Origin of the sequence: Phycicoccus flavus (genome assembly GCF_004025965.2) — a bacterium.
In the GTDB taxonomy this organism is placed as follows: Bacteria; Actinomycetota; Actinomycetes; order Actinomycetales; family Dermatophilaceae; genus Phycicoccus; species Phycicoccus flavus.
On record NZ_SAYU02000006.1, the window covers coordinates 28,518 to 51,057 of the forward strand.

The window sequence follows — 22,540 nt, forward strand, 5'->3', positions numbered from 1 at the left end:
CCGAAGGAGCCCGACGGTGCACGAGACGTCGACCCCCCTCGTCCTGCCCGAGACGCGCGAGGGGAGCCTCGGCGACCTGCCGGGGCGGCTCGCCGCCGACGATCCCGGCCGGGTGGCGTTCTCGGTCCGCTCCGAGCAGGGCTGGACCTCGGTGACCTCCGCAACCTTCGCCGCCGAGGTCGCGGCGCTGGCCAAGGGGTTCATCGCCGCCGGCATCGAGGTCGGCGACGTCGTCGGCATCATGAGCTGCACCCGCTACGAGTGGACCCTGGCCGACTTCGCGCTGTGGTCCGCCGGTGCGGTGCCCGTGCCGATCTACGAAACCTCCTCGGCCGACCAGGTCGAGTGGATCCTCTCCGACTCCGGGGCCGTCGGCGTCCTCGTCGAGACCGAGGCGCACCTGCGTTCGGTCGAGTCCGTGCGCGGACGGGTCGAGCACCTGTCGCACGTGTGGTGCCTGGACCACGGCGACGTCGCCACCCTGAGCCGCGACGGGGACGACGTCGGCGACGACGAGCTCGCCGCGCGGCGGGCGGATCTCGACCGCGACAGCCTCGCCACCGTCATCTACACCTCGGGGACGACCGGACGGCCCAAGGGCGTCGAGCTCACCCACGGCAACTTCCTCACCCTCGCCGAGAACACCGCCGAGGAGATCGCGCCCGTCGTCAAGCGCGACGGGGCGGCGACCCTCCTCTTCCTCCCCCTCGCGCACGTCTTCGCACGCTTCGTCGAGGTGCTCGCCGTCTCCTCCGGGGTCCGGATGGGGCACTCCTCGGACCTCAAGGCGCTCATGGACGACTTCACCGCGTTCAAGCCGACCTTCGTCCTCGCCGTGCCCCGAGTCTTCGAGAAGATCTACAACTCCGCCGAGCAGAAGGCCGAGGCCGGCGGCAAGGGCAAGATCTTCGCCGGCGGGGCGGCCACCGCCATCGCCTGGTCCGAGGCCCTCGACGCCGGCACGGTGCCGCTCGGCCTGCGGGTCCGGCACGCCGTCTTCGACAAGCTCGTCTACACCCGCCTGCGCGAGGCCATGGGCGGTCGCGTCGAGTACGCCGTGTCCGGCGGGGCGCCGCTCGGCACCCGGCTCGGCCACTTCTTCCGCGGCATCGGGGTCTCGATCCTGGAGGGCTACGGCCTCACCGAGACCACGGCGCCGGCGACGGTCAACCGGCCCGACGACATGCGCGTCGGCACCGTGGGCAAGGCGCTGCCGGGCACCGACCTGCGGATCGCCGACGACGGCGAGATCCAGATCCGCGGCATCGGCGTCTTCCGCGCCTACCGCGGCAACGACGAGGCGAGCACCGAGGCCCTGCAGGACGGGTGGTTCCGCACCGGCGACCTCGGCGAGCTCGTCGACGGCGAGTACCTGAAGATCACCGGCCGCAAGAAGGAGATCCTCGTGACGGCCGGCGGCAAGAACGTCGCCCCCGCGGTCCTCGAGGACCGGCTGCGGGCCCACCCGCTGGTCAGCCAGTGCATCGTCGTCGGCGACGGCAAGCCGTTCATCGCCGCCCTGGTGACCCTCGACGCCGACATGTACCCGACGTGGGCGCAGAACAACGGCCTGGACGACCTGCCCTTCTCCAAGGCGGCCTCGGACGACCGGGTCCGCGAGGAGATCCAGCGGGCGGTCGACGACGCGAACACCGCGGTGTCCAAGGCGGAGTCCATCCGTAAGTTCGCGATCCTCGACACCGACTTCACCGAGGAGTCCGGGCACCTCACCCCGTCGCTGAAGCTCAAGCGCGGCGTCGTGATGCGCGACTTCGGCGACGAGGTCGACGCCCTCTACGGTGGCTGACCCCGCGGCCGGTCCCACGGCCGTCGCCGGCGACGCGGCGGGCGCCGACGGGCGGGTCCGTCCCGGCGACGGCGAGGGCACGACGACGGCGCGGGGGCTGCTCGGTCCGGTCCTGCTGGCCCTGACCTGGCTGGCCTGGTTCGGGGTCGCGCAGTGGAGCGTGCCCCGGTTCCGGGTGCAGATCGTCCTCGTCCTCACCGCCGGCACGCTGCTGCTCGGCGTCTGGCTGTGGCGGCGCACCGTGCTCCGGCTGCCCCGGTGGTTCGGGCCGGCCGTGATCGCGGGGTCGGTGGCCGTCACCCTCGCGGTCCCGCTGTTCTCCTACCTCCCGGACGGCGCCGAGCGTGCGGCGCTCGCCGTCCTCGCCGCCGGCGCGCTGGGCTGCGCGGTGCTGCTGGCGCTGCCCCGGCCGATGGCCGGCACGGCGGCGCTGCTCGCCGGGGCGGTGCACGCCGTCCTCGCCGCGGTGGTCGTGCGCGCCGACCCCGCCCCGCGCATCGACGTCTGGGTGATCCTCCAGCAGGGCGCCGACGTCACGGCCCGGCTCGGCAACATCTACACCGCGCAGTGGTCGGACTCCCCCGGCGTGCAGGACCACTTCACCTACCTGCCCTGGATGGCGGTGCTCACCGCACCCGGCCGCTGGGTCGCGGGGGACGTGCGCTGGATGCTCGCCGTGTGGACCCTCGTGCTGCTCGCGGGTCTCTGGGCCCTCGCGGGCGGGCGGGGCGGTGACCCGGTGCGCGGCGCCACCCTCGTCGCGCTCGTGGTCCTCGCCCCCGGCACCCTGACCCAGGTCGACCAGGCCTGGACCGAGCCGGTCCTCGCCGCGCTGCTCGTGTGGTGGGCGGTGCTGGTCCGCCGCGGGCACGCCTGGTGGGCCGTCGTGCCGCTGGCGCTGGCGTGCGCCAGCAAGCAGCACCTGGCGCTGCTCGCGCCGCTGCTCCTGGTCTGGCCGGCCTTCGGGTGGCGGCGGACGCTGGTGACGGGCGCGGCGGCCGGCGTGCTCGTCTCGCCGTGGCTGGTCGCCGACCCCGCGGCGTTCGTCGACGACACCGTGACGACGCTGCTGACCTTCCACCCCATCCGCTTCGCGAACACCTGGTACCTGTACTTCCTCGACCGGCACGGCGTCGAGCTGCCGTTCGTCGTCACCGGCCTGGCCATGCTCCTCGCGGTGGGCGCGGCCGTGTGGGCGGTGCGGCGGCGCCGGCCCGACGTCGGCGAGGTGCTGCGCTGGATGGCGCTCGTGCTCGCGGTGGTCAACCTCGTCAACAAGCAGGCCTTCTACAACCAGTTCTGGCTCGTGGCGGTGCTCGTCGCGGCGTCGCTGGCCGCCGACGCCGTCAGCCCGCGGTCCCCGCGAGCCGCTGCAGCCGCGCCTGCCAGCGTCGGGTGAGGCCGTCACGGTCGACCCGCAGGACACGGGGCAGGGCCGCGGTGCAGGTCCGCTCGGCGGCCTGCTCACCGCGCCGGTCGGCGCAGGCGCGGACCAGCGCACGCAGACCGGCTTCCCCGCGGAGGCCGACGACGGTCTCGGCCGCCTGCCACGAGGCCAGGTAGACGAGCGAGACGTCCGACGTCGCGGGGTCGAGGTCGGCCGCGCCCGGCAACGCCGTCGGGGCGTCGCCGGAGCGGACGGCCGCGAGCAGCGGCGCGGCGAGCGCGCGCTGCGGCAGCCCGGCCCGGGCGTAGCCGACGTGGTCGGCGTAGCCCTCGGAGAGCCACGTCGGCGGGCCGCCCGGCACGGTGGCGCGGACGGCGACGTGCGCCAGCTCGTGGGCGAGGACGACGTCGCGTCCGGTCGGGGTCAGGCGCCCGCGAGCGGCGGGGTCGAGGACGACGCGGTCCCCGGTGGCGCGGCCCGCGGCGTCCGTCGGCCCGTCGGTGGTGGCGGCGACCTCACCGGTCCCCGGGGCGGGGCTGCCGCGCAGGGCCTCGGCCTCGGCGGCGGTCCGGGGCACGAGGACGAGGGTGCGGCGCGGGGTGCCGGACCAGTGGCCGGACAGGGCGGGCAGGACCGTATCGACGGTGCGCGCCGACGCGCGCAGGGGGCCCGGCCCGGCCGTGCCGGCGACGACGGCGTGGTCGCTGCGGCGCACGACGAGGCCGGGCATCGCGAGCCAGGCGGGTGCGGCGTCCGCTCCGGTGGGGCGCTCCGAGGCCACCCGCCAGCCGGCCGCCGTGCGGGTGACGGCGTAGCGGACGGTGCTCGTGCGGTCGGCCCGGTCCACTCCCCGCACGCGGTAGCGCACCCGGACGTCGACGGCCGCGGCGTCGGTGACCGGGGCGACGGCGTCGTGGCCCAGGGGCGTCGCGCCCAGCGCGCGGGCCGCCCGGAACGCGCGCAGCTGCCGCTCCCCGTCCGGCTCGTCCGGCGCGGCCACGGTGGCGGCGAAGGCCGCCCGGTCCCCCGCGCGCAGGGCCGCCTCCCGCGCCGACAGCAGGTCCTCGACCGCGGTGGCCAGCGCCGCGGGGTCCTCGCCCGCCCCGGGCGGCACGCCACCGTCCCCGGGCGGCACCGCCGACGCCGTCGAGGTCCCCGGCGGCTGCGGGTCCGCCGACGAGGCGGTCGCCGTCCCCGAGCCCGGACCGCTCGCCTCGGTGGCGCCGTCCCCGGAGCAGCCGGCGGTCAGCAGGACGATCCCCACCACGCCGGACGCCACCAGCGCACGACCGCGCCCCCCGGCGCCCGTCGCCCGACCCGCTCCTCCCCCCGGCCGCCGGGTCACCGGTCGTCGACGACGGAGGGTGGACGGCACCGTCTCATCGTAGGTTCGTGGTCGGCACCGCCCTCGTCGTGCGGCGCGTCCCCGCCCCGGCGTCCCCGGGCGGCCGTCAGCCCACCGCGCGCCCGTGGCCGGTCCGCCCCGCCTCCTCCGGGTCGAGCCGCGCCCTGGCCGCCGACGCCGTCGCGGCGTCGACGAGCCCCGCGCGGACGAGGCGCGTCACCGCGGCCCGCTCGAGGGGGTCGAGCGAGGTCTCGGTCCGGCTGCCGGCGATGCTCAACAGCACCGGCACCATGCAGTCGTCGCAGTGCAGCTCGCGCACGGGGCAGGTGTGGCACTCGACCGCCATCACGTCGTGTCGGGTCATGCGTCTCACCCCTTTCCAAGGTGTCGCGGACGACGCTAGACGCGACCACCGACACCCCTCCCCCGTCGCCGCTCACCCTGCCGGCCCGAGGGCCACCCCCGTCACCCTCGCCCCGCGCGCCTCGGACGGGCTGTCGGTGCCCCGACCTACGGTTCCGGACATGACGATGGTCCAGGGCACGTTCGACGACCTGGGCACCCCCTTGTCGTCGACGACCTTCGTCGTCGTCGACCTCGAGACCACCGGCGGCAGCCCGGCCGAGTGCGGCATCACCGAGATCGGGGCCGTCAAGGTCCGCGGCGGGGAGGTCCTCGGCGAGTTCCAGACCCTCGTCAACCCCGGGGAGCCCATCCCCGCGTTCATCTCGGTGCTCACCGGCATCACCGACGCCATGGTCGCCGACTCCCCCCGCATCGGCACCGCCCTGCCCGCCTTCCTCGAGTTCGCCTCCGGCGCGGTCCTCGTCGCGCACAACGCCCGCTTCGACGTGTCGTTCCTCAAGGCCGCGGCCGCCCGCACCGAGCGCGAGTGGCCGGGCTTCCCCGTCCTCGACACCGTCCACCTCGCCCGCCAGCTCGTGAAGCGCGACGAGGTGCCGAACCACCGGCTCGCGTCCCTGGCCACCCTCTTCCGCTCCCGCACCACCCCCGACCACCGGGCGCTGCACGACGCCCGCGCCACCGTCGACGTCCTCCACGGGCTCATCGCGCGGGTCGGCAACCTCGGGGTCCACTCCCTCGAGGAGCTGCTCGACTACACCGTCCGGGTCTCCCCCGCCCGGCGCCGCAAGCGCCACCTCGCCGACGGCCTGCCCGACGCGCCGGGGGTGTACCTGTTCAAGGACGGGCACGGCCGCGTCCTCTACGTCGGCACCTCGGTGTCCATCCGCACCCGCGTCCGCTCGTACTTCACCGCCTCCGAGCACCGCCGGCGGATGGGCGAGATGGTCCGCCTCGCCGAGTCCGTGAGCCCGGTCGTCTGCGCGACGACCCTCGAGGCCGAGGTCCGCGAGCTCCGGCTCATCGCCGAGCACAAGCCGCGCTACAACCGGCGCTCGCGCCACCCCGAGAAGGCGCTGTGGGTCAAGCTCACCGTCGAGCCCTTCCCGCGGCTGTCCGTCGTGCGCGCCGTCGCCGACGACGACGCGCGCTACGTCGGTCCGTTCGGCTCACGGCACGCCGCCGAGGCCGCCGTCGCCGCGGTCCACGAGGTGCTGCCCCTGCGCCAGTGTGTCGGCCGGCTCTCCCCCACGACCCCGAGGCCGGCCTGCGCCCTCGCCGAGATGGGCCGGTGCGGCGCCCCGTGCACCGGCGCCCAGAGCGTCGAGGACTACGCCGTCGTCGTCGGGCGCGCGGCGGACCTGCTGTCCGGGGGCACCCGCGACCTGCTCGACGCCCTCCAGGAGCGGATGGCCACCCTGTCGGCCGTCGAGCGGTTCGAGGACGCCCAGGTCGTCCGCGACCGGCTCGTCGCCCTCGTCCGCGGCGCCACCCGCAGCCAACGCCTCGACCCCCTCGCCCGCATCCCCGAGCTCGTCGCCGCCCGGCGCTCGGTCACCGGCGGCTGGGAGGTCGTCTGCGTCCGCCACGGACGGCTCGCCGGCAGCACCAGCTCCCCGCGCGGCGCCGACCCCATGCCCTACATCGAGGCGCTGCGCGCCAGCGCCGAGGTCGTGCCCGCCTCCCGCGCCCCGGCCACCGCGGCCCACCCCGAGGAGAGCGAGAAGATCCTGCGCTGGCTCGAGGCCCCGGGGGTGCGCGTCGTCGACGTCGACGGGCTGTGGACCTGCCCGGTCGCGGGCGCGGCCGCCGTCCGCGAGGAGCTCGAGCCGCTGGAGGCCTCCCGCCGCGCCACCGCCGGCTTCGCCGCCACCCGCTGACCCCGCGGGCCCCTCGCCGGCCGCGGGCCGTGGCGTAGCGTCGAGACCATGACCGACCTCGACCTGCTCGCCCTCCCGGTCGCCGGCGGCACCGCCGAGGCGCACGTCTCGCGCCCGGAGTCCGGGCACGGTCCCGGCGTGCTCCTCTTCACGGACGCCATCGGCCTGCGCCCGCAGATCGCCGCCATGTGCGAGCGGGTCGCCGGCTGGGGCTACGTCGTCCTCGCCCCCCACGTCTTCCACCGCGAGGGCACCGTCGCCGACCTCGCCCCCACCGCCGACGCCCGCACGCCCGAGGGCCGCGACGCGGTCATGGCGCAGGCCATGTCGCGGGTCCGCCGCCTCACCACGGACCTGGCCCGGGCCGACATCGCCGAGTACGTCACCGCCCTGCGCGGGCTCGAGGGCGTCGACGACGGCCCGCTGGGCACGACCGGGTACTGCATGGGCGCCCGGCTCGCCGTCTACGCCGCGGCGGACCACCCCGACGACGTCGCCGCGTGCGGGGGCTTCCACGGCGGCGGGCTCGTCACGGACGACGCCGACAGCCCGCACCTCGCCCTCGCGAAGGCGCGGGCCGAGCTCGCGTTCGGGCACGCCGACGGCGACCGCTCGATGCCGCCGGAGGCCGTGGCCACGCTCGGCGTCGCCATCGCCGAGGCGGGCCTCACCGCCCGCAACGAGGTCTACCCCGACGCCCCGCACGGCTACACGATGGCCGACACCTCGATGTACCAGGAGCGCGGCGCCGAGCGGCACTACGACGTGCTCCACGACCTGCTCTCCCGCCGGGTCGGCCCCGGGCGCACTGGCTAGGCTGGCGGCGTGATCACCGCCATCGTCCTCATCACCGCCGACGTCGACCGGATCCCCGAGGTCGCCCAGGAGATCGCCGACCTCGACGGGGTCACCGAGGTCTACTCGGTGGCGGGGGACGCCGACCTCGTCGCGATGGTCCGGGTCCGCCGCCACGAGGCGCTGGCCGACGTCATCGCCGACCGGCTCAACAAGGTCGAGGGCGTCACCGGGACCAACACCCACATCGCGTTCCGCACCTACTCCTCCCACGACCTGGAGTCGGCGTTCAGCCTCGGCATCGAGGACTGACCTCCCCGGCGCCCACCGAGGGCGCCGTCGTCGTCCGGGGCCCGGCGGTCCGCCTCCGCCTCGGCCGGCCCCGACCCCTGCGGCCCGCAGGACCCCGGGACCCCGGGACCCCGCTCAGCCGGCCGCGAGCTCGCGGGTGACGTCCACCCAGCGCTCCAGCAGGGCGGCCGCCGCCCCGTCGTCCAGGGCCGCCTCGGCCCGCCGCACCCCGTCGCGCAGCGCGGCGACGAGGGACTCGCGGGTGGGCGGTCCCTCCAGGCCCGCGGCCACCGCCAGCGCCATCCCGGCGTTGAGGACGACGGCGTCGCGCACCGGCCCGGCCTCGCCCGCGAACACCCGGCGGGCCACGTCGGCGTTGAAGGCGGCGTCGGCGCCGCGCAGCGCCTCGACCGGCGCCTCGGCCAGGCCGGCGTCGCCCGGGGAGACGGTGAGCGTCGTGACCTCGCCGCCCGCGACCCACCACACGGTGGACGTCGTCGCCAGGGTCAGCTCGTCGAGCCCGTCGTCGCCGCGGAACACCGCCGCCGGGCGTCCCCGCCCCGCGAACACGCCCGCCATGAGCGGGGCGAGGCGCGCGTCGGCGACCCCCACCGCCGCGTACGTCGGCTGGCCGGGGTTGGTGAGCGGCCCGAGCGCGTTGAAGGCCGTGCCGATGCCGAGCCCGCTGCGCACCGGCGCCGCGTGCCGCATCGAGGGGTGGAAGGCCGCGGCGAAGCAGAAGGTGATGCCGGCGCGGCCGGCGGCGGCCTGCACCCGGTCGGGCGTGAGGCCGAGGTCGACCCCGAGGGCCTCGAGGACGTCGGCGGACCCCGACGACGAGGACGCGGCGCGGTTGCCGTGCTTGACGACGGTGAGCCCGGTGGCCGCGACGACGACCGAGGCCATCGTCGAGATGTTCACCGAGTGCATGCGGTCGCCGCCGGTGCCGACGATGTCGATGCTCGGGCCGGGCACCTCGATGCGGTGGGCGTGGGCGAGCATGACGTCCGCGAGCCCGCGCAGCTCGTCGACCGTCTCGCCCTTGGCCCGCAGGGCGACGAGGAAGCCGGCGACCGGCACGGGCGTCGCCTCGCCGCGCATCATCTGGTCCATGGCCCAGGCCGCCTCCTCGGTCCGCAGGTCCTCACCGCGCAGCAGCGCGGAGATGAGGTCGGGCCAGGTGGGTGCGGCCTCCGGGCTCGGCACGGCGCTCAGCCGCCGGCGACCCGCTCGCGGGCGAGGCGGGAGACCGCCTCGGCCACCGCGATCGGGTCCAGCGGGTGCGGGACGGCGTCGTCCGCGAGCGACCAGCCCGCGAGCCACGCGTCCTGTGGGCGCCCGGTGAGCACGAGGATCGGCGGGCAGCGGAAGATCTCGTTCTTCAGCTGGCGGCACAGTCCGAGCCCCCCGACCGGCGCGGCCTCGCCGTCGAGCACGACGACGTCGACGCCGCCCGCGTCCATCGCCTCGATGACGGCCTCCGCGGTGGCGCACTCGTGCCACCCGCTGATCTCGACGTCCCGGTCCGGGCGACGCCCGGCGGCGGCGCGCACGGCGTCACGGGTCGTGATGTCGTCGCTGTAGAGCAGGACGCGGACCCGGTGGACGCCGTCGGTCGCGGAGGTGGCGGAGGCGCCCGCTGCGGCGTGGGTGTCGCTCATGACGTGCATCGTAGCGAGGGCGCTCCGGCGCCCCCGACCTGGCGGGCGGCGGCCCGACCGGCACGCGGCCGGGCGGGCCGCACGACGTGTCGAGGGTTACGGGGGGTCGCCTCGGCAAGCCCGGGGGTGAGTCGGCATAATGCGTGCGTGGCGTCTACAACGGCAGCATCGCTCAAGCACACCGGGCCGGTCCCCTCGATCGCCGGCTCCGGCCCCGCGACGCGCCCCAACATGGTCGCCGTCGGGACGATGGTGTGGCTGTCCAGCGAGCTGATGTTCTTCGCCGCGCTCTTCGCCTTCTTCTTCACCCTGCGGGGCAACCTGCCCGAGATCTGGCGGGACAGCGTCGCGGGCCTCGACGTCCCCTACGCCGCCGTCAACACCCTGATCCTCGTCATCTCCTCGGTGTGGTGCCAGCTCGGGGTGTGGCAGGCCGAGCGCGGCGTCGCCGCCCGCCCCGCCGGGACCCCTCTGTACCGCAGCCCGTACAAGAACTGGGGCATGCGCGAGTGGTACGTGCTCACCTACATCTTCGGGGCGGTCTTCGTCTCCGGGCAGGTGCTCGAGTACGCGAACCTCGTCACCGAGGGCGTGACGCTCTCCTCCGACCCCTTCGGCTCGATCTTCTACCTGGCCACCGGCTTCCACGGCCTCCACGTCACCGGCGGCCTCATCGCGTTCCTCCTCATGATCGGGCGCACCTTCACGACCCGCCGCTACAGCCACGCCCAGGCCACCGGCGCCGTCGTGACCTCCTACTACTGGCACTTCGTCGACGTCGTGTGGATCGCCCTCTTCGCGATGATCTACCTCCTCCCCGCGCCCGGCGTGGGCTGACCCCCGACCGCAGCAGACGAGAAGGAAGCGCCCCCGTCGTGAACGCACTGGCAGCCCGCCGCCGACACCCGGCCGCGATCGCCGTCCTCCTCATGCTCGGCCTGTTCCTCACCGGGGCCGCGTACGCCGCCGTGGCCCCCGAGCCCGCCGACGCCACGACCCGGGCCCTGCCCGCCCAGTCCGTCGAGGAGGGCAAGGCCCTCTTCCGCGCCAACTGCGCCTCCTGCCACGGCCTCAACGCCGAGGGACGCGCCACCGGCCAGGGCGACAAGATCGCTGGCCCGCCGCTGGCCGGGGTCGGCGCCGCCGCCGTCGACTTCCAGGTCGGCACGGGCCGCATGCCGATGACCCAGCCCGGCGTCCAGGCCGCGGCCTCGGACGAGGTGCAGTTCACCCCGGAGCAGATCGACCACCTCGGGGCGTACATCGCCTCCCTGGCCCCCGGACCGGCCGTGCCCAGCGAGGAGGCGGTCGACCCGACGCAGGGCGACCCCGCCCTCGGCGGCGAGATCTTCCGCGTCAACTGCGCGATGTGCCACAACTTCGCCGGCTCCGGCGGCGCCCTGACCCGCGGCAAGTACGCGCCGTCGCTCAAGGGCGTCACCCCGACGCACATCTACGAGGCGATGCAGACCGGCCCGCAGAGCATGCCGGTCTTCAACGACTCCAACATCACCCCCGAGAACAAGCGCGACGTCATCGCCTTCCTCACGACCATCGACGAGCAGGAGAACCCCGGCGGCATGACGCTCGGGTCGCTCGGCCCGGTCACCGAGGGCCTCTTCGCCTGGGTCTTCGGCCTCGGCATCCTCGTCGGCTGCGCCGTCTGGCTCGGCTCCAAGGCCGCCTGACCCGCGTGAGCCCCCGTACGCCCGTCCCCCACGAGAGAGTCCGGACCCGATGAACGAGCAGGACCACGAGACCACCGGCACGGAGGTGGCCCGTCAGGACGGCCACGGCGGTGCCGTGCGCCTCGACGAGGGTCACGTCGTCGGGGCCGGCGGCGTGCCCGAGCGGTTCGCCAACCCCGGCCTGCCCGCGCACATCCCGCGGATGGCCGACCTCGACGAGGCCGCCGCCAAGCGGGCCGAGAAGCAGGTCGCCACCCTCTTCGGCATCTCGATGCTCGCGACACTCGCCTTCCTCGTCCTCTACTTCGTCATCGACGTCAACCAGACGGTCTTCATCCCCGGTGTCGGGGTGACGAGCGCGTCCAACGCCGCGCTCGGGGTCACCCTCGCCCTCTCGCTGCTCGGCATCGGCCTGGGCGCCGTCCACTGGGCCAAGACGCTCATGCCCGACGAGGAGGTCGTCGAGGACCGCCACCCGATGCGCGCCGGGGACGCCGAGCGGGCCGAGGCCGTCCGGGTCATGACCCAGGAGGGTGGCAAGTCGCAGATCGGGCGCCGCCCGCTCATCAAGTACACCCTCGGCGGGGCGATGGGCCTGTTCGCCCTGCCCATCGTCCTCCAGGTCGCGGGATCGCTCGGCGAGATGCCCCGCAAGAGCCTCTCCCTCACCTGGTGGAACGGCGGCCCGTCGGGCCCGGGCGAGATCCCCACGTTCCGTCCGCTGCGGCTCATGAAGGACCCCGAGAACCTGCCCATCAAGGCGTCCGACGTGACCATCGGCTCGGTGTTCCACGTCATGCCGCAGGGCCTGCTGCCGGACCCGGTGACCCACGAGGGCGGGGCCGAGCACCTCCTCGAGGAGAAGGCCAAGGCCGCCGTCCTCCTCATGCGGCTGGACCCGGAGCAGATCAAGAGCCAGAAGGAGCGCGACTGGGGCTACCAGGGGATCGTCGCCTACTCGAAGATCTGCACCCACGTCGGCTGCCCCGTCGGCCTCTACGAGCAGCAGACCCACCACCTGCTGTGCCCGTGCCACCAGTCAACGTTCGACGTCACGCAGGACTGCAAGGTCATCTTCGGTCCCGCCAAGCGTCCGCTGCCACAATTGAAGATCACCGTCGATGACGAGGGGTACCTCGTCTCGGCCCAGCCGTTCGACGAAGCGGTCGGGCCCAGCTTCTGGGAGCGGAACTCATGACGACCACGTCGACACCACGTCCGGCCGATGCGCTGCGCGACGGCGACTCCGCCTACCAGGCGCCCCCGAGCGCCGCCGCCCGCAAGGTCGGCGGCCTCGCCGGCTGGGTCGACGACCGGACCGGCGCGGCCAAGCCCGTCGGCTACCTCATGAAGAAGGTCTTCCCGGACCACTGGTCCTTCATGCTCGGCGAGATCGCGATGTACTCGATGATCATCTGCCTGATCACCGGGACCTTCCTCACCTTCTGGTACGTCCCCAGCGCGGGGCTCACCGTGTACGACGGCTCGTACGTCCCGCTGCGCGGGGTGGAGATGTCCGAGGCCTACGCCTCGACGCTGCACATCAGCTTCGACATCAAGGGCGGTCTCATGATCCGCCAGATCCACCACTGGGCCGCGCTGATGTTCACCGTGGCCGTCGTCGTCCACATGTTCCGGGTGTTCTTCACCGGCGCCTTCCGCAAGCCCCGCGAGATCAACTGGGTCATCGGCTCGGTGCTCGCGCTGCTGTCGATCATCGAGGGCTTCGCCGGCTACTCCCTCCCCGACGACCTGCTCTCCGGCACCGGCATCCGCGCCATGGCCGGCTTCGTCCAGACCGCCCCGGTCATCGGGTCCTACCTCGTGTACGGCATCTTCGGCGGGCCCTTCCCCGGCGAGATGATCATCCCGCGGCTGTACTCGGTGCACATCCTCCTGCTGCCCGCCATTCTCGTCGGGCTCTTCACCGTCCACATCGCCCTCGTCGCGCTGCAGAAGCACACCCAGTTCCCCGGCCCCGGCCGCACGAACGACAACGTCGTCGGCTACCCGGTGATGCCGGTGTACGCGGCCAAGGCCGGTGGCTTCTTCTTCATCGTGTTCGGCGTCCTCGCCCTCATCTCGGCCCTCGTGCAGATCAACCCGATCTGGGGCTACGGGCCCTACGACCCCTCGCCGGTGACGGCCGGGTCCCAGCCGGACTGGTACATGGGCTTCGCCGACGGCGCGCTGCGGCTGCTGCCCGGGTGGCTGGAGTTCAACCTCTGGGGTGAGTACACGCTGTCGCTGAACATCGCGCTCGGCGCCCTCGTCCTGCTGCCGCTGGTCTACATCGTGCTCGGGGCCTACCCGTTCGTCGAGCGGTTCGTCACCAAGGACGAGCGCGAGCACCACCTGCTGGACCGCCCGCGCAACAACCCGGTGCGCACCGGCATCGGCATGGCCGGCATCACCGCCTACACGGTGTTCATGTTCGCGGCCGGCAACGACATCATGGCCATCAAGCTCGGGCTGTCGATCAACGACATCACGTGGTTCTTCCGGATCGGGCTGTTCGTCCTGCCGCCCATCGTCTTCTGGGTGACCAAGCGGACCTGTCTGGCCCTGCAGCGACGCGACCGCGAGCAGGTCCTCCACGGACGCGAGTCCGGGACGATCATCCGCACCCCCGACGGCCGCTTCTTCGAGCGGCACGAGGCGGAGCTGCCCGAGGACCAGTGGATCCTCGTCCAGCACGAGGCCGTGCGGCCCTTCGAGATCGCGGCCACCGCCGACGAGCACGGTGTCGCCCGCCCGGCGGCCCGCTCCGACCGGGTCCGCAGCGCGATGTCGCGGTTCTACTTCGCCGACGCCGTCAACCCGGTGACGCCCGCCGAGCTCGCCGCGGCCCACCACCACGGCCACGAGGCCGAGGCCATCGAGGGTCCGACGCCCGCCGGCGAGATCGAGTCCTCCTCGCGCGACGACGCGCTGGCGCGCCGCCTGGAGTGACCCGGCCGGACCGGAGCACGACGAGGGGCCGCATCCCGACCGGGGTGCGGCCCCTCGTCGTCCGGCGGGACACCCGTCGTCCCCGGACCGGGGCCCGGCGGGTGTCCCGCGCAGGTCGCGGGCCGACCGCGGGCCGTGCTGCCTAGGGTGGACCCGTGACCGACACCGAGCCCGCCCCGTCCGGGACCGACACCGTGCCACTCCCCCGCGCCACCCCGGAGAGCCAGGGCGTGCCGAGCGAGGCGCTCCTCGCGCTCGTCCGCCGCTGGGAGCGGTCCGGGCTGGAGCCGCACGGGGTGCTCGTGCTGCGCCACGGCCACGTCGTCGCCGAGGGCTCGTGGACGCCGTACCGGCCGGAGGGGGTGCAGCTCGTCTACTCGGTGAGCAAGACGTTCACCGCGTGCGCCGTCGGGTTCGCCGTCGACGAGGGCCTGCTGCGCCTCGAGGACCGGGTCGTCGACCTCTTCCCCGACGAGGCCGCCGCCGCGGACGCCGGCCCCCGCACCCGCGAGCTCACCCTGCACGACCTGCTGGCCATGCGCACCGGCCACCGCGCCGACACGCTGTTCTGGCGCGCCGAGGAGCCGGTGCCCTTCGTCCAGCGCGTCCTCGCCCTGGAGCCGGAGGAGGAGCGGGGCTGGTTCGTCTACCACAACGGTGCGACCCGCCTGGCCGCCCTCGCGGTGCAGCGGGCCGCCGGCACCCGGCTGCTGGACTACCTGCGGCCGCGGCTGCTGGACCCGGTCGGCATCGGGCCGGCGGCCTGGCTGGGCTCGGGCGGCGCCGACGCCGGCTACTCCGGCCTGCACGTCACCACCGACGCGCTGGCCCGTCTCGGCGAGCTCGTGCTGCACGACGGCGCCTGGCAGGGCCGCCAGGTCCTCCCCCCGGGCTGGGCGGCCGCGATGACGACGGTGCACACCGACACCTCGCACCACCCCGAGACCGCCGACTGGCGCCAGGGCTACGGGTACCAGATGTGGCGCTGCACCCACGACGCCTGGCGGGCGGACGGGGCGTACGGGCAGTTCGCCGTCGTCGTCCCCGGCGCCGACCTCGTCCTCGCCCTCACCTCCTGCACCGAGCGCACCCAGGAGACGCTGGACGCGATCTGGCAGGTCCTGCTGCCCGCGCTGTCCGAGGGACCCCTCCCGCCGTCCGCGGACGCCCAGGAGGCCCTCACGGCCCACCTGGGGGCTCTGACGCTGCCTCACCCCGTCCCGGCCTCCGTGCCGGACGGTCCCGGCCCGTGGGTCTTCACGCACGAGCCGACCGAGGAGGTCCCCCGGCTCGCCGCCGTCACCGTGTCCCCCGCCGACGACGGGTGGAGCCTGCGGGTCGACGAGGGAGAGGAGGTCCTCGACGTGCCGTGCGGGGACGGCGCGTGGGCACCGGTCACGGGGCCCTGGACCGCGGCCGGGGCGTGGACGGCGCCGGGGGTGTTCGAGACGTCGGTCTGCGCCGTGGAGTCCCCTCACGTGCTGCACCTGCGCTGCGTCGACGGCACGGTCACCGCGTCCTGGAACGGCGTGCCGCTGGCGGTTCCAGCCCTGCACGCCCTGCCCGCCCCGTGGGCCTGAGCGGCGCGGGACGACCAGGGACACGCCCGTGCAGCCGATCGGCCCGGAGGAGTTCGACGCCATCGTCGAGGACGCCCTCGACGAGGTCCCGGAGGAGCTCATGGCCATGCTCGACAACGTCGTGTTCCTCGTCGAGGACGAGCCGCCCGCCGACGACCCCGACCTGCTCGGCGTCTACGAGGGCGTGCCGCTCACCGAGCGCGGCGACGGCTGGGGCGCCGGCGCGCTGCCCGACCGCATCCTGCTCTTCCGCGGACCGCTGACCCGGATGTGCGCCGACACCGAGGAGCTGACCGACGAGATCGCGGTGACGGTCGTCCACGAGATCGCCCACCACTTCGGCATCGACGACGACGCGTTGCACGACCTCGGCTGGGACTGAGGGCGTCCGGGAGCCACGGACGCCGCGGCACGGCCCGTCGTGGGCCGCGCGGCGGGCTCAGAGGGCGTTGGGGCCCTTCCAGTACTCGAAGGTCCAGCCGACGAGCGCGGGGATGGCGAAGAAGGCGCCGATGATGAAGAGCCACCAGCCGACGGCGAGGCCGAGGAAGCACACCGCGGCCGAGGCGCCGAGGAACAGCGGCTGCCAGCTGTGCGGGCTGAAGAACCCGTAGTCGCCCTGGATCTCGTCGATGTCGCCGAGCGGGTCGTCCGAGGGGTCCTGGTCCAGCTTGCGCCGCGTCATCCACAGGTACCAGGCGATCATGAAGCCGAGCAGCCCGGCGAGGATGAGGCCGATGACCCCGACCCACTCGACACCGATGACCGTGGACGCCGTCCAGGCCCAGTAGATGACGGCCATCGTGAAGGCGAAGACGCCGACGAGGATGCCGATCCGTTCCATCGCGCGCATCGGTCAGTCCTCCGTGTTCTGGCGCGGCTCGTCGGTGAACCCCTCGTCCTCGATGTCGGCCGGGCCGAGCGCCGAGACGAGGCTGCTCTTCTTGGACGCGTCGCGGTCGGGGTGGTGGCTGCCGGGGGGCGCGGCCTCCGGGTGGTGCAGGTCGAAGGCCGGACGCTCCGAGCGGATCCGCGGGATGCGGTCGAAGTTGTGCCGCGGCGGCGGGCAGGACGTCGCCCACTCCAGCGAGCCGCCGTAGCCCCACGGGTCGTCGGACTCCACGAGCGGCGCCGTCTTCCAGGTCTTCCACACGTTGTAGAAGAACGGGATCATCGAGGCGCCGAGGAGGAACGCGCCGGCCGTCGAGATCTGGTTGCCGAGGGTGAAGCCGTCCTCGGGGAGGTAGTCGGCGTACCGGCGGGGCATGCCCTGGGCGCCGAGGATGTGCTGGACGAAGAACGTCGTGTGGAAGCCGACGAAGAGCATCCAGAAGTGGATCTTGCCGAGCTTCTCGTCGAGCATGCGGCCGGTGAACTTCGGCCACCAGAAGTAGAAGCCGGCGAACATCGCGAACACGACGGTGCCGAAGACGACGTAGTGGAAGTGCGCGACGACGAAGTAGCTGTCGGACAGCTGGAAGTCCAGGGCCGGGCTGGACAGGATGATCCCGGTGAGCCCGCCGAAGAGGAACGTGACGAGGAAGCCGATGGCCCAGTAGACGGGCGTGGCGAACTCGATCTTGCCGCCCCACATCGTCCCGATCCAGTTGAAGAACTTCACCCCGGTGGGCACGGCGATGAGCATCGTCATGATCGCGAAGAACGGCAGCAGCACTTGTCCGGTGGCGTACATGTGGTGCGCCCAGACCGACACCGACAGGGCGGCGATGGCGATCGTCGCGTAGACGAGCGTCTTGTAGCCGAAGATCGGCTTCCGGGAGAACACCGGGAGGATCTCGGAGATCAGGCCGAAGAACGGCAGCGCGATGATGTAGACCTCGGGGTGCCCGAAGAACCAGAAGATGTGCTGCCAGAGCATCGCCCCGCCCCCGGAGGGGTCGAAGATCAGGGCGCCGAAGCGACGGTCGGCGCCGAGCGCGAACAGCGCGGCGGCCAGCGCCGGGAAGGCGATGAGCACGAGGATCGAGGTGATGAGCACCGTCCACGTGAAGATGGGCATCCGGAACATCGTCATGCCGGGTGCGCGCATCGTGATGATCGTCGTGATGAAGTTGACGGCGCCGAGGATGGTGCCGAAGCCGCTGAGCGCGAGGCCGAAGACCCACAGGTCACCGCCGACGCCCGGGCTGTAGACGTTGTCCGAGAGCGGGGCGTAGGCGAACCAGCCGAAGGCGGCGGCGCCGTTCGGGGTGAGGAAGCCGGCGCCGGCGATGAGGCCGCCGAACAGGTACAGCCAGTAGGCGAACATGTTCAGGCGCGGGAAGGACACGTCCGGGGCGCCGATCTGCAGCGGCATGAGCGCGTTGGCGAAGCCCGCGAAGAGCGGCGTCGCGAAGAGCAGCAGCATGATCGTGCCGTGCATCGTGAACAGCTGGTTGTACTGGTCCGGGCTGTCGACGATCTGCAGGCCGGGCTCGGCGAGCTCGGCGCGGATGACCAGCGCCATGACGCCGCCGAGGAGGAACCAGATGAACGAGGTGATGAAGTACAGGTGACCGATGACCTTGTGGTCGGTGGTCGTGATCCAGCGGACCACGACCGAGCCCTTGGCCACGCGGCGCGTGGTGCTCGTCGTCGTGGCCTCCCGGAACATCCGGGTGTCGGAGGCGGTGCTCATCGGGTCAGTTCCCTCCGTCGGTGACGACCTGGTCGTCCATGAGCTCGGAGCGGTTCAGGCTGTTGTTGAGCAGCCCGGTCTGGCCCGCGGCCCGCAGGTCGGCCAGGTGCGCGTCGTACTCCTGGCGGGAGACGACCTTGACGTTGAACAGCATCTGCGAGTGGTAGGCCCCGCAGAGCTCGGCGCACTTGCCCTTGAACTGCCCCTCCTGGGTCGGGACGACCTGGAAGCGGTTGACCCGCCCCGGGATCATGTCCATCTTCTGGAGGAACGCCGGCACCCAGAACGAGTGGATGACGTCGCGGGTGGTGAGGACGAACTCGGTGCGCTCGCCCACCGGGAGGTAGAGCGTCGGGATGGTCTCCTCGGCGCCCGGCTCACCGGTGAGGATGGCTTGGGTGCCGACCTCGTGGACGTCGGCCTCGACGTAGTTGAAGTCCCAGCTCCACTGCTTGCCGATGACGTTGACCGTCACGTCCGGCTCCTGGCTGGTGTCGATGAGCGCGGACTCGTCCCGGGCCGTGTAGTAGAAGAGCACGATGACCATGAGCATCGGCACGACCGTGTAGAGGATCTCGATCGGGATGTTGTAGCGCAGCTGCACCGGCAGCTCGACGTCGTCCTTGCGGCGCCGGTAGGCGACCATGCACCAGACGATGAGGCCGATGACGAGCAGGCCCACGGCGATGGCGGCGATCCAGGCGCCGATCCAGAGGTTCGTCACCCGTTCCCCGCCCTCGGTCACCGCGTGCGGGAGCCAACCGGTCGAGGCGTCACCGCGCAGGTCGCCGCTCGCACACCCGCCGAGCACGGTGGCCGACAGCGCTCCGAGAGCGGCCCACGTGCCGATCCGGCGGGCCGGGCGTCGGGGCGGAAGGAGGTCGTGCTGGCGCACCGCTTCACCCTTTGGTCGAGTGGACAGAACGGGTCAGAGCCTACTGCACCCCCCCGGTCCGGCCCAGGCTGGGGCCCTATTGTCGAACCGTGGCGAACACCACCTCGGACCCTCTCCCGGCCGGTCCCCCCGGGGGTGTCGCGGCCGGCTGCCTGGACGCCACGCGCGGCCCGCTGCACCCCCTCGCCGCGGCCACCCTGGGCGCCGCCGCCGACCTCGCCTGGGCCGACCCGACCCGCCGGCACGGGCCCGGTCGCCGGGCGCGCGGCCTCCTGGACACCGCCCGCGAGGTCCTCGCCGGTGCGCTGGGGGTGCGGCCCGACGAGCTCTCGGTGCACGCGAGCGCCGAGGACGCCCTCTCCGTCGGGCTCGAAGGGCTGCGGCACGCCCGCCGGCGGGTCGGCGAGCGGGTCGTCGCCTCGGCGGTCGAGCGCACGGCCGTGCTGGTCCGCACCGGCGACGAGGCGCCGGTGCCGGTGTCTCGGTCCGGGGTCGTCGACGTCGCCGCCCTCGTCGCCGCCCTCGCGCGTCCCGGGACCGCCGCCGTCGTGCTCCAGACCGCCAACGGCGAGGTCGGGACCCGGCAGCCGGTCGCGGCGGTCGCGGCCGCCGCCCGGGAGGCCGGCGTGCCCCTGCTGCTGGACGCCACCACCTCGCTCGGGCGCGACCCGCTGCCGGCCGGCGCGGGCGACGTCGTCGTCGCCGACGCCGCGTCCTTCGGCGGCCCCCCGCTCGGCCTGCTCGGCGTCCGGTCCGGGGCCCGCTGGGGCCTACCCGGGCCCCGGCGCGAGGCGGAGCAGGGCCGCGCCCTCGCCGCACCCTGGGTGCCGCTCGTCCTCGCGGCCGCCGAGGCCTGGCGCCAGGGCGAGGCCGCCGCGGACGAGGACGCCACCTCCGCCCGGGCGCTCGTGGACCGGCTGCGGGCGGCCGCCGGCGCCGTGCCGGACGTCCAGGTCGTCGGCGACCCGCAGGACCGCCTGCCCCACGTCGTGACCTTCAGCGTCCTCTACGTCGACGGCGAGACCGTCGTCGACGAGCTGGCCCGGCACGACCTGGCCGTCGGCTCGGGGTCGGCGTGCACCTCGAGCACCCTGCGCCCCAGCCACGTCCTCGCGGCGCTCGGTGTGCTCACCCACGGCAACGTCCGCGTCACCCTGCCGCTGGCGTCGGTCTCGCCGCACCGCGCCGACGACGTCGACCGGCTCTGCGCCCTCCTGCCCGACGTCGTCGCCGGCCTGCGCGCGCGGCTCGGGGTGGCCGACCTGTGACGGCGCCGGAGCGGGCCCCGGACGACGGACCGCCGGCCGGCCGGCCGGGCGGCGAGCCACCCGTCGTCGACGCCCGCGGCACCCGCTGCCCCGTCCCCGTCGTCCGGGTGGCCCGCGCCGCCCGTGACCTCCCGGCCGGCGCGACGGTCGTCCTCCTCGCCGACGACGAGATCGCCGCCGTCGACGTCCCCGCCTGGGCCTGGCTGCGTGGGCACCACGTCGACGCCGAGCCCGAGGGCACGTGGACGCGCTACGTGCTCGTCCTCGGCGCCGGCACCGGCTGAACGCGGGCCAGGTCGACCTGGGGGGCGGTGAGCGCTGTCGCCAGCCGCTCCCGGTAGAGCTCGCGGGACCACTCTTGCGCCCCCATCCGCCGCAGGTGGTCGGTGGCCCACTGGACGTCGACGATGCGCCGGGGGTCGCCGTCGGCGTGGAAGCGGGTGACGAGCCCGACGAGGGCGACCTTCGAGGCGTCGCGCACCCGGTGGAACATCGACTCCCCCGCGAACAGCCCGCCGACCGACACCCCGTAGAGGCCGCCGACGAGGGCGCCGTCCTGCCACACCTCGACGCTGTGGGCCCACCCGAGCTCGTGCAGCACGGTGTAGGCCGCCTCGACCTCGGGGGTGATCCACCGACCCTCACGGGAGGGGTCGGCGCAGCCGGCGAGGACGTCGGCGAAGGCCGTGTCGACGGTGACCTCGAAGCGGCCGAGCACCTTCCGAAGCGACGTGCGCACCCGCAGGCCGCCGGCCGGGATGACGCCGCGGGGGTCCGGCGACCACCAGCCGGTCGTCCCCTCGCCGTGTGCCCCGAGCCCCATGGGGAACAGCCCCAGCCGGTAGGCGGCCAGGAGGGTCCCCGGCTCGAGGTCGGCCCCGGCGGCGACGAGGTCCTCCCCCGGGGTCGCCCGGGCGGCGTCGAGCATCCACGGGCTGCGCGGGGGCTCCTGCGGCGGGAACACGGCGCGGGGGCGGGTCAGGGGCGCGCGCACCGCACGACGGGGGCGATCTCGGCGGCGGCGTCGTCGCCGTACGCGGCGGCGACCCGGTCGAGGAAGCCGCGCTGCCCCACGGTGTACTCCTGCGTGCCGACGGTCTCCAGGACGTAGGCGGCGAGCACCGAGCCCATCTGGGCGCAGCGCTCGTGCCCGAGGCCGCCGGCGAGGCCGACGAGGAAGCCGGCGCGGAAGGCGTCGCCGACCCCGGTCGGGTCGACGCGCTCGACCTCCCCGGCCACCGGGACGTGGATGGGTTCGGCGCCCTTGGTCCGGATGTCGGCACCGTCCTTGCCGCGGGTGATGACGCGGGTGGTCACCCGGTCGTCGATCTCGTCCTGGGTCCAGCCGGTCTTGGTCTCGGTGACGTGCGACTCGTACTCGTTCGTGAAGAGGTAGTCGGCGCCGTCGACGAGCTTGCGGATGAACGGGCCGTCGGCGAAGGCGAGCTGCTGGCTGGGGTCGGCGACGAACGGGATGCCCCGGGCGCGGCACTCCTCGGTGTGCCGCAGCATCGCCTCGGGGTCGTCGGGGGCGACGAGGACGAGGTCGAGGTCCCACCTGTCGTGGATGGGGCCGAGCTCGATCATCCGGGCCTCGGACATCGCCCCGGTGTAGAACGTCGCGATCTGGGCCATGTCGTCGTCGGTCGTGCACACGAACCGGGCGGTGTGCTGGGTGTCGGAGATCCGCACGTGGTCGGTGACCACGCCGTGCCGGGTGAGCCAGCTGCGGTACTCCCCGAAGTCCTCCCCCGCCGACCCGACGAGCAGCGGCCGGATCCCGAGCACGGCCATCCCGAAGCAGATGTTCGGGCCGATGCCGCCGCGGCGGATCTCGAGGCGGTCGGCGAGGAAGCTCACCGAGATCTTGTCGAGCTGGTCGACGACCAGCGAGTCCGCGAACCTCCCGCGGAAGGTCATGAGGTGGTCGGTGGCGATGGATCCGGTGACGGCGATCTGCACGGGAGCGAACCTACCGGGCGCCGGGACG

Annotated in this window: 22 protein-coding genes; 13 read left to right on the top strand and 9 right to left on the bottom strand. The window is 73.9% G+C overall.

The window, feature by feature from the left end:
• Window positions 1-16 precede the first annotated feature (16 nt).
• Both EPD83_RS03225 and EPD83_RS03230 read left to right on the top strand, forming a co-directional pair.
• Window positions 17-1,807: an AMP-dependent synthetase/ligase gene (locus tag EPD83_RS03225; RefSeq protein ID WP_235950317.1), complete on the top strand. Its 1,791-nt coding sequence runs from the start codon at window positions 17-19 to the stop codon at window positions 1,805-1,807.
• On the top strand, window positions 1,800-3,206 hold the full coding sequence (locus EPD83_RS03230) for a hypothetical protein (protein WP_128366790.1): 1,407 nt from the start codon (window positions 1,800-1,802) through the stop codon (window positions 3,204-3,206). Before EPD83_RS03225 ends, EPD83_RS03230 begins: the two co-directional genes overlap by 8 nt.
• On the opposite strand, the gene EPD83_RS03235 is transcribed toward EPD83_RS03230, so the two are convergent.
• Entirely contained in the window at window positions 3,154-4,461 is a 1,308-nt protein-coding gene (locus EPD83_RS03235; RefSeq protein ID WP_165566195.1) for a hypothetical protein, read from the bottom strand. The genes EPD83_RS03230 and EPD83_RS03235 overlap by 53 nt on opposite strands.
• Window positions 4,462-4,645: 184 nt before the next feature.
• Window positions 4,646-4,903 (bottom strand): hypothetical protein, encoded by a 258-nt coding sequence (locus EPD83_RS03240; RefSeq protein ID WP_235950318.1) that lies wholly within the window; start codon window positions 4,901-4,903, stop codon window positions 4,646-4,648.
• Window positions 4,904-5,063: 160 nt separating this feature from the next.
• Between EPD83_RS03240 and EPD83_RS03245 the strand changes: the two genes are divergently transcribed.
• Genes EPD83_RS03245 through EPD83_RS03255 form a run of 3 tightly spaced genes read left to right on the top strand, consistent with a single transcriptional unit; the run spans window position 5,064 to window position 7,889 of the window.
• A complete protein-coding gene (locus EPD83_RS03245; protein ID WP_128366942.1) occupies window positions 5,064-6,782 on the top strand; it encodes a DEDD exonuclease domain-containing protein in 1,719 nt (572 codons plus the stop codon).
• Between the two features lie 48 nt (window positions 6,783-6,830).
• Entirely contained in the window at window positions 6,831-7,598 is a 768-nt protein-coding gene (locus EPD83_RS03250) for a dienelactone hydrolase family protein (protein WP_128366943.1), read from the top strand.
• Between the two features lie 9 nt (window positions 7,599-7,607).
• Window positions 7,608-7,889 (top strand): Lrp/AsnC family transcriptional regulator, encoded by a 282-nt coding sequence (locus EPD83_RS03255; RefSeq protein WP_128366944.1) that lies wholly within the window; start codon window positions 7,608-7,610, stop codon window positions 7,887-7,889.
• A 114-nt stretch (window positions 7,890-8,003) separates the two neighbouring features.
• Here EPD83_RS03255 and trpD read toward each other — a convergent pair whose 3' ends face one another.
• Both trpD and EPD83_RS03265 read right to left on the bottom strand, forming a co-directional pair.
• A complete protein-coding gene (gene trpD, locus EPD83_RS03260) occupies window positions 8,004-9,074 on the bottom strand; it encodes an anthranilate phosphoribosyltransferase (protein ID WP_205859390.1) in 1,071 nt (356 codons plus the stop codon).
• A 5-nt stretch (window positions 9,075-9,079) separates the two neighbouring features.
• Window positions 9,080-9,529, bottom strand: coding sequence for a response regulator (locus EPD83_RS03265; protein ID WP_128366945.1), 450 nt, complete (start codon window positions 9,527-9,529; stop codon window positions 9,080-9,082).
• A gap of 147 nt (window positions 9,530-9,676) precedes the next feature.
• Between EPD83_RS03265 and ctaE the strand changes: the two genes are divergently transcribed.
• The 6 genes from ctaE to EPD83_RS03295 all read left to right on the top strand — a co-directional run bounded on the left by ctaE (window position 9,677) and on the right by EPD83_RS03295 (window position 16,131).
• Window positions 9,677-10,366 (top strand): aa3-type cytochrome oxidase subunit III, encoded by a 690-nt coding sequence (gene ctaE / locus EPD83_RS03270; protein WP_456107189.1) that lies wholly within the window; start codon window positions 9,677-9,679, stop codon window positions 10,364-10,366.
• Between the two features lie 38 nt (window positions 10,367-10,404).
• Window positions 10,405-11,217 carry a cytochrome bc1 complex diheme cytochrome c subunit gene (qcrC, locus tag EPD83_RS03275; protein ID WP_128367388.1) on the top strand — a complete coding sequence of 271 codons (813 nt, stop codon included), beginning with the start codon at window positions 10,405-10,407 and terminating at the stop codon, window positions 11,215-11,217.
• Between the two features lie 49 nt (window positions 11,218-11,266).
• Entirely contained in the window at window positions 11,267-12,415 is a 1,149-nt protein-coding gene (qcrA, locus tag EPD83_RS03280; protein WP_128367386.1) for a cytochrome bc1 complex Rieske iron-sulfur subunit, read from the top strand.
• Window positions 12,412-14,169, top strand: coding sequence for a cytochrome bc1 complex cytochrome b subunit (gene qcrB / locus EPD83_RS03285; protein ID WP_128367387.1), 1,758 nt, complete (start codon window positions 12,412-12,414; stop codon window positions 14,167-14,169). The genes qcrA and qcrB overlap by 4 nt, the downstream gene beginning before the upstream one ends.
• Before the next feature lie 155 nt (window positions 14,170-14,324).
• Window positions 14,325-15,749, top strand: a complete 1,425-nt coding sequence (locus EPD83_RS03290) for a serine hydrolase domain-containing protein (RefSeq protein ID WP_165566196.1) — start codon at window positions 14,325-14,327, stop codon at window positions 15,747-15,749.
• Between the two features lie 28 nt (window positions 15,750-15,777).
• Window positions 15,778-16,131, top strand: a complete 354-nt coding sequence (locus tag EPD83_RS03295; protein WP_235950319.1) for a metallopeptidase family protein — start codon at window positions 15,778-15,780, stop codon at window positions 16,129-16,131.
• Window positions 16,132-16,188: 57 nt separating this feature from the next.
• Here EPD83_RS03295 and EPD83_RS03300 read toward each other — a convergent pair whose 3' ends face one another.
• The 3 genes from EPD83_RS03300 to ctaC are packed head-to-tail and all read right to left on the bottom strand — an operon-like array spanning window position 16,189 to window position 19,282.
• Window positions 16,189-16,602: a cytochrome c oxidase subunit 4 gene (locus tag EPD83_RS03300; RefSeq protein WP_128367518.1), complete on the bottom strand. Its 414-nt coding sequence runs from the start codon at window positions 16,600-16,602 to the stop codon at window positions 16,189-16,191.
• 3 nt (window positions 16,603-16,605) lie between these two features.
• Window positions 16,606-18,363 (bottom strand): aa3-type cytochrome oxidase subunit I, encoded by a 1,758-nt coding sequence (gene ctaD, locus EPD83_RS03305; protein WP_235950324.1) that lies wholly within the window; start codon window positions 18,361-18,363, stop codon window positions 16,606-16,608.
• A gap of 28 nt (window positions 18,364-18,391) precedes the next feature.
• A complete protein-coding gene (gene ctaC / locus EPD83_RS03310; RefSeq protein WP_128367520.1) occupies window positions 18,392-19,282 on the bottom strand; it encodes an aa3-type cytochrome oxidase subunit II in 891 nt (296 codons plus the stop codon).
• An 89-nt stretch (window positions 19,283-19,371) separates the two neighbouring features.
• Between ctaC and EPD83_RS03315 the strand changes: the two genes are divergently transcribed.
• Both EPD83_RS03315 and EPD83_RS03320 read left to right on the top strand, forming a co-directional pair.
• On the top strand, window positions 19,372-20,550 hold the full coding sequence (locus EPD83_RS03315; RefSeq protein ID WP_235950320.1) for an aminotransferase class V-fold PLP-dependent enzyme: 1,179 nt from the start codon (window positions 19,372-19,374) through the stop codon (window positions 20,548-20,550).
• Window positions 20,547-20,834 carry a sulfurtransferase TusA family protein gene (locus EPD83_RS03320; protein ID WP_128366751.1) on the top strand — a complete coding sequence of 96 codons (288 nt, stop codon included), beginning with the start codon at window positions 20,547-20,549 and terminating at the stop codon, window positions 20,832-20,834. Before EPD83_RS03315 ends, EPD83_RS03320 begins: the two co-directional genes overlap by 4 nt.
• Here EPD83_RS03320 and aat read toward each other — a convergent pair.
• Together aat and EPD83_RS03330 are read right to left on the bottom strand one after the other, a co-directional pair.
• Window positions 20,801-21,478: a leucyl/phenylalanyl-tRNA--protein transferase gene (gene aat, locus EPD83_RS03325; protein WP_128366757.1), complete on the bottom strand. Its 678-nt coding sequence runs from the start codon at window positions 21,476-21,478 to the stop codon at window positions 20,801-20,803. The two genes, EPD83_RS03320 and aat, sit on opposite strands and share 34 nt — an antisense overlap.
• A 50-nt stretch (window positions 21,479-21,528) precedes the next feature.
• Window positions 21,529-22,512 (bottom strand): carbohydrate kinase family protein, encoded by a 984-nt coding sequence (locus EPD83_RS03330; RefSeq protein WP_128366752.1) that lies wholly within the window; start codon window positions 22,510-22,512, stop codon window positions 21,529-21,531.
• Window positions 22,513-22,540: the final 28 nt, after the last annotated feature.

Bases quoted from the DNA above. Each gene is read 5' to 3' on its own strand.
- EPD83_RS03245 (WP_128366942.1), top strand. From the start codon at position 5,064: ATGACGATGGTCCAGGGCACGTTCGACGACCTGGGCACCCCCTTGTCG.
- EPD83_RS03265 (WP_128366945.1), bottom strand. From the start codon at position 9,529: ATGAGCGACACCCACGCCGCAGCGGGCGCCTCCGCCACCTCCGCGACC.
- EPD83_RS03240 (WP_235950318.1), bottom strand. From the start codon at position 4,903: ATGACCCGACACGACGTGATGGCGGTCGAGTGCCACACCTGCCCCGTG.
- EPD83_RS03250 (WP_128366943.1), top strand. From the start codon at position 6,831: ATGACCGACCTCGACCTGCTCGCCCTCCCGGTCGCCGGCGGCACCGCC.
- EPD83_RS03300 (WP_128367518.1), bottom strand. From the start codon at position 16,602: ATGCGCGCGATGGAACGGATCGGCATCCTCGTCGGCGTCTTCGCCTTC.
- ctaD (WP_235950324.1), bottom strand. From the start codon at position 18,363: ATGTTCCGGGAGGCCACGACGACGAGCACCACGCGCCGCGTGGCCAAG.
- qcrA (WP_128367386.1), top strand. From the start codon at position 11,267: ATGAACGAGCAGGACCACGAGACCACCGGCACGGAGGTGGCCCGTCAG.
- qcrB (WP_128367387.1), top strand. From the start codon at position 12,412: ATGACGACCACGTCGACACCACGTCCGGCCGATGCGCTGCGCGACGGC.
- aat (WP_128366757.1), bottom strand. From the start codon at position 21,478: ATGCTCGACGCCGCCCGGGCGACCCCGGGGGAGGACCTCGTCGCCGCC.